The 17,004-nt window shown below is 33.5% G+C and carries 16 protein-coding genes; 12 read left to right on the plus strand and 4 right to left on the minus strand.

Going from position 1 to position 17,004, the window contains the following annotated elements; genetic code table 11:
• Positions 1 to 102: 102 nt before the first annotated feature.
• A complete protein-coding gene (locus EV145_RS21580) occupies positions 103 to 564 on the plus strand; it encodes a DUF1810 domain-containing protein (protein ID WP_133527252.1) in 462 nt (153 codons plus the stop codon).
• Between the two features lie 184 nt (positions 565 to 748).
• On the plus strand, positions 749 to 1,159 hold the full coding sequence (locus EV145_RS21585; protein WP_133527253.1) for an MFS transporter: 411 nt from the start codon (positions 749 to 751) through the stop codon (positions 1,157 to 1,159).
• An 82-nt stretch (positions 1,160 to 1,241) separates the two neighbouring features.
• On the opposite strand, the gene EV145_RS21590 is transcribed toward EV145_RS21585, so the two are convergent.
• Positions 1,242 to 2,654: an APC family permease gene (locus EV145_RS21590; protein WP_133527278.1), complete on the minus strand. Its 1,413-nt coding sequence runs from the start codon at positions 2,652 to 2,654 to the stop codon at positions 1,242 to 1,244.
• Between the two features lie 225 nt (positions 2,655 to 2,879).
• Between EV145_RS21590 and EV145_RS21595 the strand changes: the two genes are divergently transcribed.
• From EV145_RS21595 to EV145_RS21620, 6 genes are all read left to right on the plus strand, one after another.
• A complete protein-coding gene (locus tag EV145_RS21595) occupies positions 2,880 to 3,503 on the plus strand; it encodes a leucine-rich repeat domain-containing protein (RefSeq protein ID WP_133527254.1) in 624 nt (207 codons plus the stop codon).
• Positions 3,504 to 3,544: 41 nt separating this feature from the next.
• Entirely contained in the window at positions 3,545 to 3,943 is a 399-nt protein-coding gene (locus EV145_RS21600; protein ID WP_133527255.1) for a DUF5958 family protein, read from the plus strand.
• Positions 3,944 to 4,140: 197 nt separating this feature from the next.
• Complete coding sequence (locus EV145_RS21605) at positions 4,141 to 4,479, plus strand: hypothetical protein (RefSeq protein WP_133527256.1); 339 nt, start codon at positions 4,141 to 4,143, stop codon at positions 4,477 to 4,479.
• 58 nt (positions 4,480 to 4,537) lie between these two features.
• Positions 4,538 to 4,732 carry a hypothetical protein gene (locus EV145_RS21610; protein WP_133527257.1) on the plus strand — a complete coding sequence of 65 codons (195 nt, stop codon included), beginning with the start codon at positions 4,538 to 4,540 and terminating at the stop codon, positions 4,730 to 4,732.
• A gap of 551 nt (positions 4,733 to 5,283) precedes the next feature.
• Positions 5,284 to 6,708 (plus strand): sensor histidine kinase, encoded by a 1,425-nt coding sequence (locus EV145_RS21615; protein WP_133527258.1) that lies wholly within the window; start codon positions 5,284 to 5,286, stop codon positions 6,706 to 6,708.
• Entirely contained in the window at positions 6,698 to 7,102 is a 405-nt protein-coding gene (locus EV145_RS21620; RefSeq protein WP_133527259.1) for a response regulator, read from the plus strand. Before EV145_RS21615 ends, EV145_RS21620 begins: the two co-directional genes overlap by 11 nt.
• Here the strand turns inward: EV145_RS21620 and EV145_RS21625 are convergent.
• Entirely contained in the window at positions 7,089 to 8,246 is a 1,158-nt protein-coding gene (locus tag EV145_RS21625) for a peptidoglycan endopeptidase (RefSeq protein WP_133527260.1), read from the minus strand. The genes EV145_RS21620 and EV145_RS21625 overlap by 14 nt on opposite strands.
• Positions 8,247 to 8,491: 245 nt before the next feature.
• Here EV145_RS21625 and EV145_RS22635 point away from each other — a divergent pair, with 245 nt between their 5' ends.
• The 4 genes from EV145_RS22635 to EV145_RS21635 all read left to right on the plus strand — a co-directional run bounded on the left by EV145_RS22635 (position 8,492) and on the right by EV145_RS21635 (position 11,412).
• Positions 8,492 to 9,094, plus strand: a complete 603-nt coding sequence (locus EV145_RS22635) for a carboxypeptidase-like regulatory domain-containing protein (protein ID WP_243739300.1) — start codon at positions 8,492 to 8,494, stop codon at positions 9,092 to 9,094.
• A gap of 77 nt (positions 9,095 to 9,171) precedes the next feature.
• Positions 9,172 to 9,486, plus strand: a complete 315-nt coding sequence (locus EV145_RS22640) for a hypothetical protein (RefSeq protein WP_243739301.1) — start codon at positions 9,172 to 9,174, stop codon at positions 9,484 to 9,486.
• Between the two features lie 47 nt (positions 9,487 to 9,533).
• Positions 9,534 to 9,884: a hypothetical protein gene (locus EV145_RS22645; RefSeq protein ID WP_243739302.1), complete on the plus strand. Its 351-nt coding sequence runs from the start codon at positions 9,534 to 9,536 to the stop codon at positions 9,882 to 9,884.
• A 154-nt stretch (positions 9,885 to 10,038) separates the two neighbouring features.
• Positions 10,039 to 11,412, plus strand: a complete 1,374-nt coding sequence (locus EV145_RS21635) for a Kelch repeat-containing protein (protein WP_133527261.1) — start codon at positions 10,039 to 10,041, stop codon at positions 11,410 to 11,412.
• A gap of 191 nt (positions 11,413 to 11,603) precedes the next feature.
• Here EV145_RS21635 and EV145_RS21640 read toward each other — a convergent pair whose 3' ends face one another.
• Positions 11,604 to 13,868 (minus strand): aconitate hydratase, encoded by a 2,265-nt coding sequence (locus tag EV145_RS21640; protein ID WP_133527262.1) that lies wholly within the window; start codon positions 13,866 to 13,868, stop codon positions 11,604 to 11,606.
• A 126-nt stretch (positions 13,869 to 13,994) separates the two neighbouring features.
• A complete protein-coding gene (locus EV145_RS21645) occupies positions 13,995 to 16,766 on the minus strand; it encodes a bifunctional aconitate hydratase 2/2-methylisocitrate dehydratase (protein WP_133527263.1) in 2,772 nt (923 codons plus the stop codon).
• Positions 16,767 to 17,004: the final 238 nt, after the last annotated feature.

Consider the following 17,004-nt stretch of genomic DNA (forward strand, 5'->3'; position numbering starts at 1 on the left):
TCCTTCTTTAAAAAGTTAAAACGCACACTGTATGAACCTTTTATTAGGCAAACCCTATCTTTTTTACTACTTTTGCAACCTTTTTTCAAATACAATACCATAATGGCATATTCAAACAATGATTTAGCGCGTTTCTTAGATGCGCAGAACAAACTTTATCTTACCGCTTTTTCTGAAATCAGAAAAGGAAAAAAAGAAACACACTGGATGTGGTTCATTTTTCCGCAAATAAAAGGTTTAGGCAAAAGTGACACAGCAAATCTTTATGCCATTAATGATTTAAAAGAAGCTACAGATTATTTGGAACACCCAATTTTAGGGAAACATTTAATCGAAATTTCAGAACTTTTATTGACTTTCAAAAGAAAGTCAGCTGATGGGATTTTTGGCGATTTAGATGCACGCAAATTACGTTCTTCTATGACACTTTTTTCTTTGGTAGAAAATACAAATCCGATTTTTCAGGAAATTCTGGAAGCTTTCTTCTCAGGAGAATCTGACCCGCTTACTTTGTCTATTATTAATTCAACAATAAAATCATCTGCTGAAGCTGTTGCATTATAAAACAGTTTCCAGATTATTTGCATCAAAGAGACACTGCTTAACTGCAGTGTCTTTTTTTTATCTTAAGAAGAACAAAAAAATAAAAAAGGAGGTTAGAATCGTAATTCTTATTAATCAAAACACTTATTTTCAGACAATTAATTCCTAACTTGCATATATAAACCAACCTCAAACCAACCAAATCATGTCTGAAAAAATTAAAGCTCTCCAAATTATTCATCTTGCCATTTGCGCAGGAACAATTATAGCTTATTATATTTTAGGCGATCTTTCAATTGAAAAATTACGAATTCCCACTATCGATTCTTCATCAGCAGTTTATGTTCTAATTCCTGTTTTAGCGTTTGTTTTAAGCAGTTTTTTATTCAAATCGCAATTGAAACAAATTAATCCAAAATTAAAACTTGAAGAAAAATTTCCCATTTACCAAACGGCATCAATTCTGCGCTGGGCTGTTCTCGAAGGTGCCGCCTTTTTGATTTTAATTCTAAAACCAGAATTTATATTGTTCGGAATTTTGGTTTTAATTTATCTGATTTTCTTAAGACCAACGGCAGAAAGAATTGATAATGACTTATCGGATTCTAACAATTAAAAACAAAAAAGCGTCTTGCATTAACAAGACGCTTTTTTTATAGATAAAGCATTACACTTGAAACATTAAACCTGAAACAAATTTATTCCTCTTTTGGTTTCGTTAAATAGTAAACTGGAATTCCTGCCAACATTATTAAAACTCCCCAGCCACAAGTTGAAAATTTCGTAAATAACAATGAAATACAAATTGCAGTTGCAACGATGATATACAACATTGGTAAAAACGGATATCCGAAAGCTTTATAAGGTCTTTCAACGTCTGGCATTTTTCTTCTTAAAATAAAAATTCCATAGATCGTCAGAATATAAAAAATCAATACGATGATGATTACGAAATCTAATAAATCGCCATATTTTCCTGTCAAACATAAAGCAGATGCCCAAATACATTGTGCCCATAAAGCCCACTCCGGAACGCTCGATTCGTTTAAAACAGCTGCCTTTTTAAAGAACAAACCATCATTTGCCATTGTATAATAAACTCTTGCTCCCGCCATAATTAGTCCGTTGTTGCAGGCAAAAGTCGAAATCATAATCATGATGGCGATAATCAGGGTTCCAATATCTCCAAAAATATATTGCGAAGCCACAACCGCGACTCTATCCGATTTTGCAGTTGCAATTTCCTGAAGTGGCACAACAGCCAAATACATCAAATTGGTCAAAACATAAATTACTGTTACTATAAAAGTTCCTAGAAACAAACTTAAACCAACATTACGTTTTGGATTTTTAATTTCACCAGCAATAAAAGTAACGCCATTCCAAGCATCGCTTGAAAATAATGAACCCACCATTGCGGCAGAAATTCCGGTAATCAAAGCCGTTCCGCTGATTGGAAGCCATGAACTGCTTTCGGCATTATACGTGCGCGTTGTCCATGCATCAGCCCAGTTGGCATCCCAAACTGAAGCTTTTGCTGCAAGCGTTAATCCAAAAACGATTAACCCCAACAATGATAAAATTTTAATTATTGTTAAAACAGTCTGCAGAATTTTTCCGTTTTTTACACCGCGGCTGTTAATGTAAGTCAGTAAAATAATCGTAAAAATCGATACTAGTTGTGCTGCATTTAATTTAAACGCCCCCAACTCGTAAAGAATATTTTCGTCGCTGAAAGGTTCATAAATATACGCTGCAAATTTTGAGAAAGCTACTCCAACTGCGGCAATGGTTCCGGTCTGAATTACTGCAAAAAAACTCCAGCCATACAAAAAGGCAATTAGTTTATTATAAGCTTCTTTAAGATACACATATTGTCCTCCTGCCTTAGGAAACATCGCACTCAACTCTCCGTAACTTACAGCTGCGATAATTGTAATTAATCCGGAAATCAGCCAGATCAGTGTCAGCCAGCCGGCAGATCCAACTTGTCGTGCGATATCGGCACTTACGATAAATATCCCAGATCCAATCATAGAACCAACTACAAGCATGGTTCCGTCTAATAATCCGAGTTCTCTTTTAAAATGTTCTTGGTCGTTTTCTTGCATTTTTTTGGTTTTTGGGTTGGTTAAAGATATACTTTTTTCTGAAATTTTAGATTTTAGATCGTAGATTTTAGATTTTTGAAAATAAAGTGGAGATCCTAATCGCCCCGAATATAATTTATTCATTGTACAAAAAGATATTTTATACTTTAGCACAAAGAATGCAGTTCAATTTTCATAGCTAAAATCAATTACGACTAAACAAAACATTTTTAATAAAATCAACTTATGGGCTTCAAAATCTTTATTATTCTTTTTTTAACGTTTGTCTTTTTATACGGCGCATATTTCATTTACAAAGCATTTAAAGGGTGGGACAATAGTTATGTTCCGCATAAAACGTCAGCAAGAATTATTAGAGAAATTGTTGGTTATGATGGCACTCGTTTTATTATGGGAATAATTGGATTTGTATTTGCTCTAATTCCTGCCTTGATTTTTTCTAATAAAGTTTTAGGAATAAATCCTCCCGAAAGATTAACCTCTAAAAGTGATATAATATTTTTAACTGCTGAACCAGATGAAAACAGAGGAATATACGCTCCTGGCGGCGATAGATCTGGAAATCTTCAATCGATAACAGACAATATCAAATACAACTCGCAGGAAATTAGAAATACTTATATAAAAATTAGTTTTAAAAATAATTATTTAGATGCACTGCCTTTAATCATTTTTGATTTACAAAATCTAGAAGAGATTGATTTAGAAAACAATGACATAGAAAATCTACCAATTGATCAGCTTAAAAATTTAAAAAAGCTCCGTAAAATTATTCTAACTAATAACCCAATTTCGTCAGAAAATTTAAAGCAGATAAAACAGCTTCAAAACGTTAAAGTCATACAATAAGAAATAGCAGCGTTTGGGAAATTAATCCGAAATAAAAAATATTGAAAGATATAGAAGAAATAATTAATAAAACTGCGCAAGACAAAATAGACTTTGATCTTGGTGTAAAGCTTTTATTAGAATATAATGACAATTTTAAAGCTCTATTTAAAATATTGCAGCATTATATTTTTAATTCAATTCCCAATAAGACGGATTATAATTCTGAGGTTTATCAAACAGCAATAAATACTATTCCGCTTAAACAAACTTACACTCCAATTGTAATTTTAAAAACATTCCCCACTAAAATTGCTTTTCAAAAATTAGCTTCCCTTCCCGAAGATGAAAATAAAACAACAACAACTGCCTTATTATGGATTTTTAAGATAACAGATACTGAAAGACGAAACACCGAATGCAAAAATGGTTGCGGACATTATTGGCATGAACTCGATTAAAAAGCTGCAAAATTAAACTTTACAGCTTTTTTTATTTAAAAAAATTTCTCCTTTACGTCTTCCCGTAAGTATATAAATTTTCAACTATTTATATTTGAAAAACCAATTAACTTTTTTGAGCATCATCACAATCTTGTCAAATAATATGATAGCCGTAAAAAGTATCTTTTTATTTGTAACCAACCAAAAACTAACATATGGAAACCACCCAAGTTGAACCAGCAGATGTTTTAAATCATCACTACAGTTATGCTGCAAATCTGCTTTTAAATGAAAACAAGTCATCATCTGAAACTAAAGCAAAACTCGTAGAACAAGGGTTGAGCTACGAAATTTCTGAATTGATCGTCGAAAACGTTGAAATTCAAATACAAGAAGCAAAACACGAAAGAGCCCGAAAAGATATGGTTTATGGCGCACTTTGGTTTTGTGGCGGTACTGTTTTGACATTTGCTGATATTGGTTTTATATTTTGGGGTGCTATTTTATTTGGTGGCATTCAATTTTTCAAAGGATTAATTAATGTCAATTCTTAAAATGACTTTTCATTAAAAATGTGAAACAAAAACTAATACCAAAAAACAATGGGAATATTTGATATGTTTTTTTAGTAATTCAGAAAGAAACCGCTGTTCTAAAAATATCAAAAACACAGATTATACAGCTTCTGAAGAGTTGATGGAAGGGAATTTATTTTGGAAAATCATTCAAAAAACCAAAAACAGCTCTGGAGGCAATTTTGAAGAACAACAAGAAGAATTAGCAAATGAGCTTAAAGTTCACAAATAACTTTACTTAAAAGCAAAAAAAGCTGCGAGCAAAACTCGCAGCTTTTTTGTTTCAAAATGCGCTCAAAAATAAAAAAACGATCCATTTTATTCTTACATTTTATTGAAAATTATTTTTATTTAATTTTCTGCAAAAAATAAAGCAAAACCTTCTATTATAATTTGTTTTTCAAAACCGCCTATCGTTAAACAAAATTATGTTTTAAAATATTATTTATTCGTAAAATGATTATTAAAAATGAACTCATTTTTCATTAAAAAAGTGTGGATTCAAATTTTAACAAAAACACAATTAACTGAAAAACAATTATTTAAATAAATTAAATTCAAAATAATCCGAAAATAAAATCTTCTTTGTTGAAGCAAAATATTTTTTCATTAAATTTGGTAAGAAGCTGAAATTGATCTAATAACCTTATTTTTATTAACAATTGTTTATTTAACAATCTAAACTTATAGAAAGTTCCCCAAACTTACGAAACAGAAAAAAAACATCAACCACAAGGCAATCAGACGTTTAAAACAAAACTATCAACCTACAAAATACGAAATATGCAGAAGATTAAGCTTTTAAGAAAAATGCGTTTTCCAAATGTCTTTGTTCTTTTGTTAATTGTATTTATCACATGTGCCCTTTTAATTTGCATCAATTTCTTTACAATCAAAATTTTATCTGCCAATAGAGCCTACGTAAATGGCGAATCACATTATTCGAAAGGCCAAAAAGATGCAGCCCGCCATCTCATAACATACCTTTATACTAAAGACAAAAATCAATGGAAATTATATCTCGAAGAGTTAAGCGTACCTCAAGGTGACGGGATCGCAAGAAAAACACTCATAAAAGCAGGCGACAACCAGATTGCTCGCAAAGGATTTCTTATTGGGCGAAATCATAAGGACGACCTAGATGATCTTGTTTGGCTTTTTGTTCATTTTAAAGAAGTACCCTTTTTAGCAAAAGCTATTCATGAATGGGAACAAGGTGATAATTTGATCTACAAATTATTTGTAATTGGAACCGAGATTGACGCAAAAATCAAACACAATTCACTAACTGTTGGAGAACAACGTAGTTTTCTTGAACAAATAAGTGTTATAAGCGACAAACTTACGATCAACGAACGTAATTTTTCGAATACATTGGGCGCAGGAACCCGCAAAATAAAAGATTTGCTAATTATCACCAATATCTTATTCATTCTTATTATTGTCTGCAGTATTTGCCTTTATTATTCCATAATGGTAAAACGCTTGCTTCTTTCAAAAAAAGAAACTGAAGTTAAAAACGAAAATTTGATTCTGGTAAATCATGAACTGGATTGCTTTGTTTATAGCGCATCACACGATTTAAGATCTCCTATTACATCATTAAAAGGCCTGATAAAAATTACACAATTAGAAGACAACGTATCACAGATAAAAGGCTATCTAAATTTAATGGAACAGAGTCTAGCCAAACAGGATCAATTTATAAGCGACATTATTGATTATTCAAAAAACAAACGCGCTCAAATAATCATGGAGCCTGTAAGTTTAAAAGAATTATTTGAAGAAGCTATTTCGCAATTAATGCACATTGAAAACGCCAGCAGAATCAAATTCACCAAAGAACTATTGGTAGATCAAATTCACAGCGACAGCTTAAGACTAAAAATTATCATTTCGAATTTACTTTCAAACGCTATAAAATATGCCGATGCCAGCAAAGAAGAAATGCTTATTTCTATTAAAACTTCAGTCAATGATGGATTTAACAAAATTGAAGTAACAGACAACGGACTTGGAATTAAAGAAGAATTTAAAGATAATATTTTTGAAATGTATTTTGGAACAAACAAAAATAAAGGATCTGGATTAGGCCTTTATATTGTAAAAGAAGCAGTTCAAAATATTAAAGGAAACATATCTGTGAGCTCACAAACTGAAATAGGAAGCAAATTTGTCGTAACAATACCAAACTATTATGCCACTTAATCCAACATTTTTATTAATTGAAGATAATTTAATTGACCAGCTGGTCATTAAACAATTATTTAAAAAAGTACTCGGTATAGATCAAGTGCATCTTGCAAATAATGGCAAAGAGGGACTTCAATGGCTTTTTTACAATTTAGAAACCTGCACCCCTTTGATTATCCTTCTCGATATTCAAATGCCTATTATGAATGGTTTCGATTTTTTGAAGACATTCGATCAATTTGATGAAAAATACAAAAACGACATTCAGATTTATGTCCTTTCATCAACACTAGATCAAGATGAAATTGACGAAATCACAAAAAATAAATATGTTCAAAAAATGCTGAGCAAGCCTTTTCCTATTGAAGAATTTAAAGATAAATTTTATCTGAATATTACAGCTTCTTAGCTTCTTCTTCCAAAATACGATTAACCTGCGAAAAAGCTCTTTCGTAATAAGGTTCTTTTGTTGAAGAAATCATAACGCCTCCGTGAGTTGAAGAATGAACAAATTTAATTTCGCCTTCATTTACCTCAACAACCATTCCTACGTGATTAATATGGCGACGCCCATTTGTTTTAAAGAAAATCAAATCTCCCTTTTGTGCTGTGTCAGAACTAACCTTATTACCAATTCGAGATTGTTCAATTGAACTTCTAGGTAGCTTAATATCAAAGTTTCCAAAAGTACAAAACATCAAACCCGAGCAGTCAAAACCAGCTTTTGTTGTTCCCCCGGAACGATAACGAGTTCCAATGTTTTGAGTAGCGTTCAAAATTAAAAGATCAATCAATTCCGAATGATTACTCACCCGAACCATTGCTGAAGAGTCTGTTTTCACATTCGTATTTTCAGCTACTTGTGTCTTTTCTTCCTGAGTCGGTGTTATTTCATTTGGCGCTTGGACCGGATTTAATGTCGCTGCGGCATCTGCCTTTTCTTTAGAAGTTTTTATCTTTAAAACGTAACCTACAGGAAGTTTTCCTTTTATAAAAGGATTTTGTTTTTCTAATTCGGCAACCGTAATTCCATATTTCTTGGCAATTGCGTATTTGGTTTCTTTTGGCTGTACCTCAACTATAACCTCAACATCAGTTGATTTTTCGGTAATTTCAGTGGTATTTTCAACAATTGTTGCTGAATTTGAAGGAATATTTATTCGTTGTCCAATCTGTAATCCTTCGCTTTCAAGCGTTGGATTTACCTTTTTTAATTCGTCGACTGACACATTATACTTTTTTGCAATTCCCCACAGTGTTTCTTTTGCCAGAACTTCATGAGAATCACTATTTGCATTTTCAGGGTTTTCAGCAGGTTTTAGTGTAACTGCTTTATTATTATTTTTATTATCTGGGACTAATAAAACCGAATTCAGTTTCAGAATTTTTGGAGCATCAGGATTTGCATCAATAATATCCTTCGGCTTAACTCCATATTTTTTAGCAATAACGGTAATATTTTCTCCTTTCGAAATCTTATGTTTGATGTATTTTTCTTGAGAAAAAACACCAACACTAAAAAAAAACATCAATATTATCAATCTATAGGTCATCCTTATCATTTTATCTTACGCACTTTTTCAACTTTTCTATTCTGAAAACTCAAAAAAAGCTATTTTGTTATTTGGGGCAAGGCGAATTTAACTTTTTAAAGTAAAAAAAGCACAATTTTTAACAACTAATTTTGCTCAAATTAACAAGTCGGCACAGAAATTGCGGCAATACTCTGACAATATGCTTTTTATATAAAAAAAGTTTTTCTCATAAATCCGAAACAACCAAAAATCTGCAAAATCATATGAAAAGATTATTTTTAATTTTCATTTTCTGTCCTTTGTTATCAGTTGCTCAAAATATTACTGGAATTATCGTTTCTGAGAAAGACAATAATCCTATTGAAAATACCAACATATTTGCCGTCTTAAGCAAAACCGGAACAATAAGCAATAAAGACGGCAAGTTTTCCCTACAAGTGCTTCCGAAATTTAAAAATGATGAAATACTGGAGTTTTCGCATATCGGTTATATTACAAAAAGATTTAGCATAAGTTATTTAAAAAGCCAAGATTATAAAGTTATACTTAAAGTAGACGTTCAAAATTTATCTGGCGTAACTATTGCCGCTAACAAAAAATTGGAGGAAAAACTTTCGTTTAAGAAATTGAACTCAATGAAAAATAATATTTCAGCATTTGGATCATTTCTTAAAGACGATAAATTATACGTAGTTGGTGGCGACTCATCATATGAGACAGATGCATTTGAAAAATTTAGATCAAGAAGAGCCGATGCTGATCTGCTTAACTTTCTTCAATCCGGAAAAGAAGATAATATTCTATTTTATAGACGCGACCTATGTATTTATGATTTTAAACTGACACTTGGGAAATCAAAAAGCTAAAATTAAAAAAAAGAGCCTATCATAATATCCATTATTATGACAATTCAATTTACATTTTAGGTGGTAAAGAAATCAAGATGACTTTGAAAACTGATGACAATATTTATGTATGGGAATATATACAGGATAAAATTGAAGTTTTAAATATTAATGACCAAGCAATTCAAGTAGACAATACAAATCCGCATCAGGCAGCAAATTTTGCTTCATTTTCTTATAAGGATAATATTATTGTAATGGGCGGTTATTTGAGAACTGGAAACAAGGGAGTAAAAGATTTACAAGTAAAATTCATCTTTATAATATTACTTCTGGATATTGGTATGAGCTTGGAAACCTTCCTACTCCACGAGAAACCACAGGAATTCTTATTGATGATAAAATCTATATAATTGGCGGTAATGATGGAAAGCCGATCGCTAAAATTCAAAGTTTTGATTTGGATATAGAAATATGGGAAACTGAAGCTGAATTATTCTCCGGTTTAGAAAGACCCGCAATAACATATCATGAAAATATTATTTATTTTTTTGAAGATCGAAAAATGTTCACTTACGATCTCAAAGCAAAACAGCTGAAAGAATATGAAATCGACCTAAGTTTGAAATATTCTTCTATGTACTATTACGACAACAAATTATATATTTTTGGAGGACGTGTAGAAACTGCATATTCTAATATAGCTTCATCTAAAGTATATAATATTGACCTCGAAAACTTCAAAAACACGGAGCCAGTTAGAACCAAAATTTTCAAGAAAGAAATAACTTTAGCCAAAGCTAATGAATGATTTCCTTTTAAGAATCATCCGCTAAACCAAATGCGGTCGAGTCTTTAAGAAATAAGTCTCTTCGTTATAAAAATTTAGCCAACTTTTTAAAATTCAGCTTTTTATACATTATCATAATTTAAAATATTAATAGTAACTTAACCTTCAAAAACTTGTGAAAAAATTACTACTTATTTTTCTGCTTTTTCCTTTAATTTCAGAAGCGCAAAATCTTAAAGGGATTGTATTTTCAGAAAACAACACACCTCTCGAAAATGTAAATATTTTGGCTACATCGAGTAAAACAGGAACCATTACCAATAATGATGGCTTTTTCTCAATAAATTTACTTCCGAAATTCAAAGACATCGAGATATTGGAATTTTCGCACATTGGTTTTCTTTCTATTAAAATAACTCCTAAGGATTTAGCCGATCAAAATTTTAAAATTTATCTCAAAGAAAATATCCAAAATTTAACAGAAGTCGCAATCAACAACAGTGTAAACCTAAAAGCCAAACTTGCATTTAAAGTTCTAAAACCATTAAACGATGGTGTTTTTTCTTTTGGTTCCTTTGTAAAAGATGACAAAATTTATGTTATGGGAGGAGATGCATCCCGAGAATCTGATCCAATGATGAAGCTGCGCGACGAAAAACCAGATGCAACCGCTCTAGATGTTCAAAAAGAACTTATTCGTAATCCAGATCATTTTATTTTTAAAGACAACTTAGCAGTTTATGATATTAAAAATGATAACTGGGAAACTTCTGTAATAAAATTCAAAAAAAGAGCCAGTCACAATATTTTCTATTATGATGATAAGATCTATATTGTTGGAGGAAAAAGAATTTCACTTAATGCCAAATTTGAATATCTACAAGATCAAATCGAAGTGTTTGATACCAAGAAAAACAGTATAACGATTGACAAAACAAATCCGCATCAAGCTTCAGATTTTGCTTCCTTTATTTACAAAGACAATATTGTTTTGATGGGTGGCTCGGTAAAAAAAGCCGAAAGCGGTAAAAAAGATTTTACGAAAAAAGTACATTTGTATAATATCACTTCTGGATATTGGTATGAACTTGCCGAGATGCCAATGGCAAAAGAAACGACAGGAGTTTTAGTTGGAGACAAAGTTTATCTTTTGGGCGGTAATAATGGAAATGCGGTTTCACAAATCGAGACATTTGATTTAATAACTGAAAAATGGCAGACCGAAGGCGAGTTATTTTCAGGACTAGAAAGGCCCGCGACCGCCTATCATGACGATATTATTTATTTTTTTGAGAATCAAAAAATATACACCTATAATATACAGACCAAACAGTTAAAAGAATACGAGATTAATATTGAACTGAAATATGCTGCTTTACTTTACAATGATCAGAAATTATATCTTATAGGCGGCCGTATTGATAAAAATTTCTCCAAACTACCTTCTTCAAAAGTATTTAGCATTGAGATAGACGAATTCAAAAAAACTAGACCATCTAGAACCAAAATTTTATCACAACAAAATAATGAAACTAAATCAGACGGATAGTTTTCATTTAAAACAAAATTATTCAAACTGAAATTTCCTTTTGAAAACGAGTGCCCTAGCCCGGATGGAAGCGGCATCCTTTTATGGCGGGGTTCGCCATAAAAGATACAGCGGACAGCCGGATTAGCTGCTAATAAAAAAAATGCCCTGTTAACACAGAGCATTTTTTTTATATAATAGAACTTTAAAATTTAAGCTTTTCCGGCCGCAATTAAGTTTAATGCAGACCCCGCAACGAACCAGCCAATTTGACCTGCGTTATAAGTGTGGTTTGCCAAGATAATATCTTTTGTACCATCAACATGAACGAATTCTAAAGTTAATGGTTTTCCAGGAGCGAACTCCGTTAAATCAGTAAAGTTAATAGTATCGTTTTCCTGAATTTTATCATAATCTGCTTCGTTTGCAAAAGTCAACCCTAAAAGACCTTGTTTTTTAAGGTTTGTTTCGTGGATACGAGCAAAAGATTTTACTAATACTGCTTTTACACCTAAGAAGCGAGGTTCCATTGCCGCATGTTCACGAGAAGAACCTTCTCCATAATTGTGATCTCCTACTACAATAGACGGAACACCTGCTGCTTTGTATGCACGGGCAACAGCTGGCACAGCATCGTATTCGCCTGTTAATTGATTTTTAACCGAATTTGTTTTTTGGTTGTAAGCGTTTACAGCACCAATCAGCATATTATTAGAAATATTATCCAAATGTCCGCGGAAACGCAACCAAGGTCCAGCCATTGAAATATGGTCGGTGGTACATTTTCCGAAGGCTTTGATTAGCAATTTAGCACCGGTAATATTTTTACCATCCCAAGGATCAAATGGAGCCAATAATTGCAAACGTTCTGATGTAGGATTAACTACAACCTGAACTCCTGAACCATCTGCTGCCGGAGCCTGAAATCCTGGATCTTCGGCATAGAATCCTTTAGCAGGAAGCTCATCTCCTGTTGGAGCGTCGAGCATTACTTCTTCTCCATCTTCATTAATTAATGTATCTGTTAATGGATTAAAGCCTAAATCACCAGCAATTGCCATTGCAGTTACCAATTCTGGAGAACCAACAAAAGCAAGCGTATTAGGATTACCATCTGCACGTTTTGAGAAATTACGGTTGAAAGAGTGCACAATTGTATTTCTTTCTTCTTTTTCTGCCCCTTCTCTATCCCACATACCAATACATGGCCCGCATGCGTTAGCAAAAACGGTTGCGCCAATTTTATGGAATGTATCAATAAATCCATCTCTTTCGATAGTTGAACGAACTACTTCAGAACCTGGCGTAATAGTAAATTCTGCTTTTGTTTTTAAGTTTTTATCAGCAACCTGTCTTGCTAAAGAAGCTGCACGAGAAATATCTTCGTAAGACGAGTTTGTACAAGAACCAATTAAACCAACCTGAATTTGTAATGGCCAATTGTTTTTGATTGCTTCTTCTTTCATTTTAGAAATTGGAGTCGCTAAATCTGGTGTAAAAGGACCATTTAAGTGTGGCTCCAATGTCGAAAGATTGATCTCGATAACTTGATCAAAATATTCGTGCGGGTTTGCGTAAACTTCTGGATCTCCTGTTAAATAAGAAGCTACTTTATCAGCAGCATCGGCAACATCGGCTCTGTTTGTTGAACGCAAGTAACGACTCATAGAATCATCATAACCAAAAGTCGAAGTTGTTGCTCCAATTTCGGCACCCATATTACAAATAGTTCCTTTACCGGTACAAGACATTGCGGTTGCGCCTTCGCCAAAATATTCAACAATAGCACCAGTTCCTCCTTTTACAGTAAGAATACCAGCAACTTTAAGAATAACATCTTTTGGAGCAGTCCATCCTGATAACTTACCAGTCAATTTAACTCCAATTAATTTAGGAAACTTAAGTTCCCAAGCCATTCCAGACATTACGTCTACAGCATCGGCTCCACCAACGCCAATGGCTACCATTCCTAAACCTCCAGCATTTACGGTGTGCGAATCAGTACCAATCATCATTCCGCCAGGGAAAGCGTAGTTTTCAAGTACTACTTGGTGAATAATTCCGGCTCCTGGTTTCCAAAACCCAATTCCGTATTTATTAGAAACTGACGACAAGAAATCAAAAACCTCATTACTTTGTGTTTTCGCTCTGGCCAAATCGGTTGCAGCATCAACTTTTGCCTGAATCAAGTGATCACAGTGTACGGTTGTTGGAACCGCTACTTTAGATTTTCCGGCATGCATAAACTGCAATAATGCCATTTGAGCCGTTGCATCCTGACACGCAACACGGTCTGGTGCAAAATCAACATAATCAATTCCTCTTCCAAACGCCTGAGTTGGATTTCCATCCCAAAGATGATTGTATAAAATTTTCTCTGTCAACGTAAGTGGACGCCCAACAATCTCACGTGCTTTATCAACACGATTTGGCATGTTTTCGTACACTTTTTTAATCATTTCGATATCAAAAGCCATAAGTTCTATATTATTTTTTGTTTTTTATTTTATTTTGAACATGACAAGTTACAAAAAATAGAAGAGCTATAAAAGAAAAAGCCCGAGTTTATCACTCGGGCTTTTGATATATTAATAATCGTAAGATTACATTACTAACGATTTATTAGAAGGTGCAAATTTAGTCAAGTTGATACCCTCTACTGCAGTTGTATATTCCGCTAATGTTGGAGTTCTACCCAAAATTGTAGACAACACTACAACAGGTGTAGAAGAAAGCAATGACTCTCCTTTTTTACCTTCAGTATCTTCTACAACTCTTCCTTGGAAAAGACGCGTTGAAGTTGCCATAACTGTATCTCCTTTTGCCGCTTTTTCCTGGTTACCCATACAAAGGTTACATCCTGGACGCTCTAAATACAACATGTTTTCGTATTCTGTACGCGCTGCACCTTTTGGAGCATTATCGTCGAATTCAAAACCAGAATATTTTTGCAAAACTTCCCAGTCACCTTCCGCTTTTAATTCATCTACAATATTGTAAGTAGGAGGAGCAACTACAAGAGGAGCGTTGAATACCACTTTTCCTTTTTGTGCTTCTACGTTTTTCAACATTTGAGCAAGGATTTTCATATCTCCTTTGTGAACCATACAAGATCCAATAAATCCAAGATCTACTTTTTTCTCACCTCCGTAAAAAGATAAAGGTCTGATAGTATCGTGCGTATATCTTTTAGAAACATCAGCGTTATTTACGTCTGGATCAGCAATCATTGGCTCAGAAATCTGATCTAAATCAACTACAACCTCAGCATAATATTTAGCATTTGCATCTGGAGTTAATGCTGGTTTCTCTGCCGATTTAATTTCAGCAATTCTCTTATCAGCTTTGTTGATCAACCCTTGAAGAACGTGTTTGTCGTTATCCATTCCTTTGTCGATCATGATCTGGATTCTGCCTTTAGCAATTTCCAATGATTCAATTAAAGTATCATCTTCAGAAATACAGATAGAAGCTTTTGCTTTCATCTCTGCTGTCCAGTCAGTAAATGTAAAGGCCTGGTCAGCAGTAAGCGTACCAATATGAACCTCAATAATTCTTCCTTGGAAAACATTTTCTCCTCCATATTGGTGAAGCATCTGCGCTTGAGTAGCATGAACCACATCACGGAAGTCCATATACCCTTTCATTTCACCTTTGAAAGTCACTTTTACAGATTCCGGAATTGGCATTGATGCCTCACCCGTAGCCAATGCAAGAGCAACAGTTCCTGAGTCAGCACCGAAAGCAACTCCTTTTGACATTCTTGTATGAGAGTCACCACCAATAATGATAGCCCACTCGTCTATAGTAATATCGTTAAGTACTTTATGAATTACGTCAGTCATTGCATGATAAACACCTTTTGGGTCACGAGCTGTGATCAAACCAAAATCGTTCATGAATTTCATCAATTTAGGAATATTAGCCTGCGCTTTTTTATCCCAAACCGAAGCAGTGTGACAACCAGATTGGTAAGCACCGTCAACAATCGGTGAAATTACTGTAGCCGCCATAGACTCTAATTCCTGAGCAGTCATAAGACCTGTAGTATCTTGAGAACCTACGATGTTAACTTCAACACGAACGTCAGAACCAGCGTGCAATACTTTACCCGGAGCAATACCAACAGCATTTTTGTTGAAGATTTTCTCAACCGCTGTAAGACCTTGTCCTTCATGTGAAATTTCTTTTGACGGAGCATATACTAGAGGAGCAGTCACGTCAAGAACTTTAGCTGCTAATGTTTGAAGTTTTTTACCAAAAACAATAGCGTATGAACCACCAGCTTTAATGAATTCCATTTTCTGAGGTGTAAATGCCTTAGAAATATCGATTAATTCCTGATCGCCGCTATATAGTTTTTTCTCTTTAATATTAATTGTCAAGACAGTTCCTGTAGCAACAGAGTATGTTTGCTCTAGAATTGGCTCGTCATTTTCGTTACGGATAACGTTACCATCAGCATCAACTTTCTTAACCCAGTTTTTAAGGTCTAAACCAATACCACCAGTAACATCGACAGTTGTTAGGAAAATTGGAGAAATACCGTTTGTTCCACCAACAATTGGCGCGATATTAACGAATGGAATATATGGGCTTGCTTGTTTTCCTGTCCAAAGTGCCACGTTATTCACACCTGACATTCTTGAAGAACCAACTCCCATAGTCCCTTTTTCAGCGATCAACATTACGCTTGCATCAGGATGCTGTGCTTGTAATGCTTTAATTTCTTGTTGTGCTTGAGGAGTAATCATACACTGCCCATGAAGTTCACGATCTGAACGAGAGTGTGCTTGATTTCCCGGAGAAAGCAAATCTGTTGAAATATCACCTTCACCAGCAATAAAAGTTACTACCTTAATTTCGTCTGCTACTTCTGGAAGTTTTGTAAAAAACTCAGCTTGAGCATAACTTTCTAGAATTTCTTTGGCAGTTTCATTATTATTTTTGAATGCCTCTACTAATCGATCTGTATCTGCTTCGTAAAGGAAAACTTGTGTTTTAAGAACTTTTGCAGCTTCTTTTGCAATAGCAGCGTCACTACCTAAAGCTAAATCAAGCAGCACTTTAATAGAAGGTCCGCCTTTCATGTGAGATAATAATTCAAAAGCAAAGGCTGGCGTAATTTCTTTTACTACAGACTCACCAAGAATAATCTCTTTTAAAAACTCTGCTTTTTCGCCAGCTGCACTTGTAGTACCTGGCAAAGTATTGTAAATAAAAAACTTAAGAGAATCCTCTCTATATTCATTATCTAAATCTTTAATTTGAGCAATGATTTCGCTTAGTAATTCAGCTCCATCAATTGGCTTTGGATGAAGTCCTTGGCCTTTTCTTTCTTCAATTTCGTTAATGTAATCTTTGTAAGTATTCATAATATATTAGAAGTATTTTTTTTTGTACGCAAATTTAGAGATTAAAGGTGAGAATTAAAAAGAATATAATGAAAGTCGCCTTTTCAAAAATTATTATTGCTAAAAAACGATTTTCACTGCTTGTTTTTGCCAAAATATCAATTTTGTATTAAAAAAATGAATTATTGATATTTTAAAATCTTTTCATTAACAAAGTCGAAATTTGTTGTTATAAACTAAGTGAGATTTTACCTCTATT

Origin of the sequence: Flavobacterium sp. 245 (assembly GCF_004362055.1) — a bacterium.
In the GTDB taxonomy this organism is placed as follows: domain Bacteria; phylum Bacteroidota; class Bacteroidia; order Flavobacteriales; family Flavobacteriaceae; genus Flavobacterium.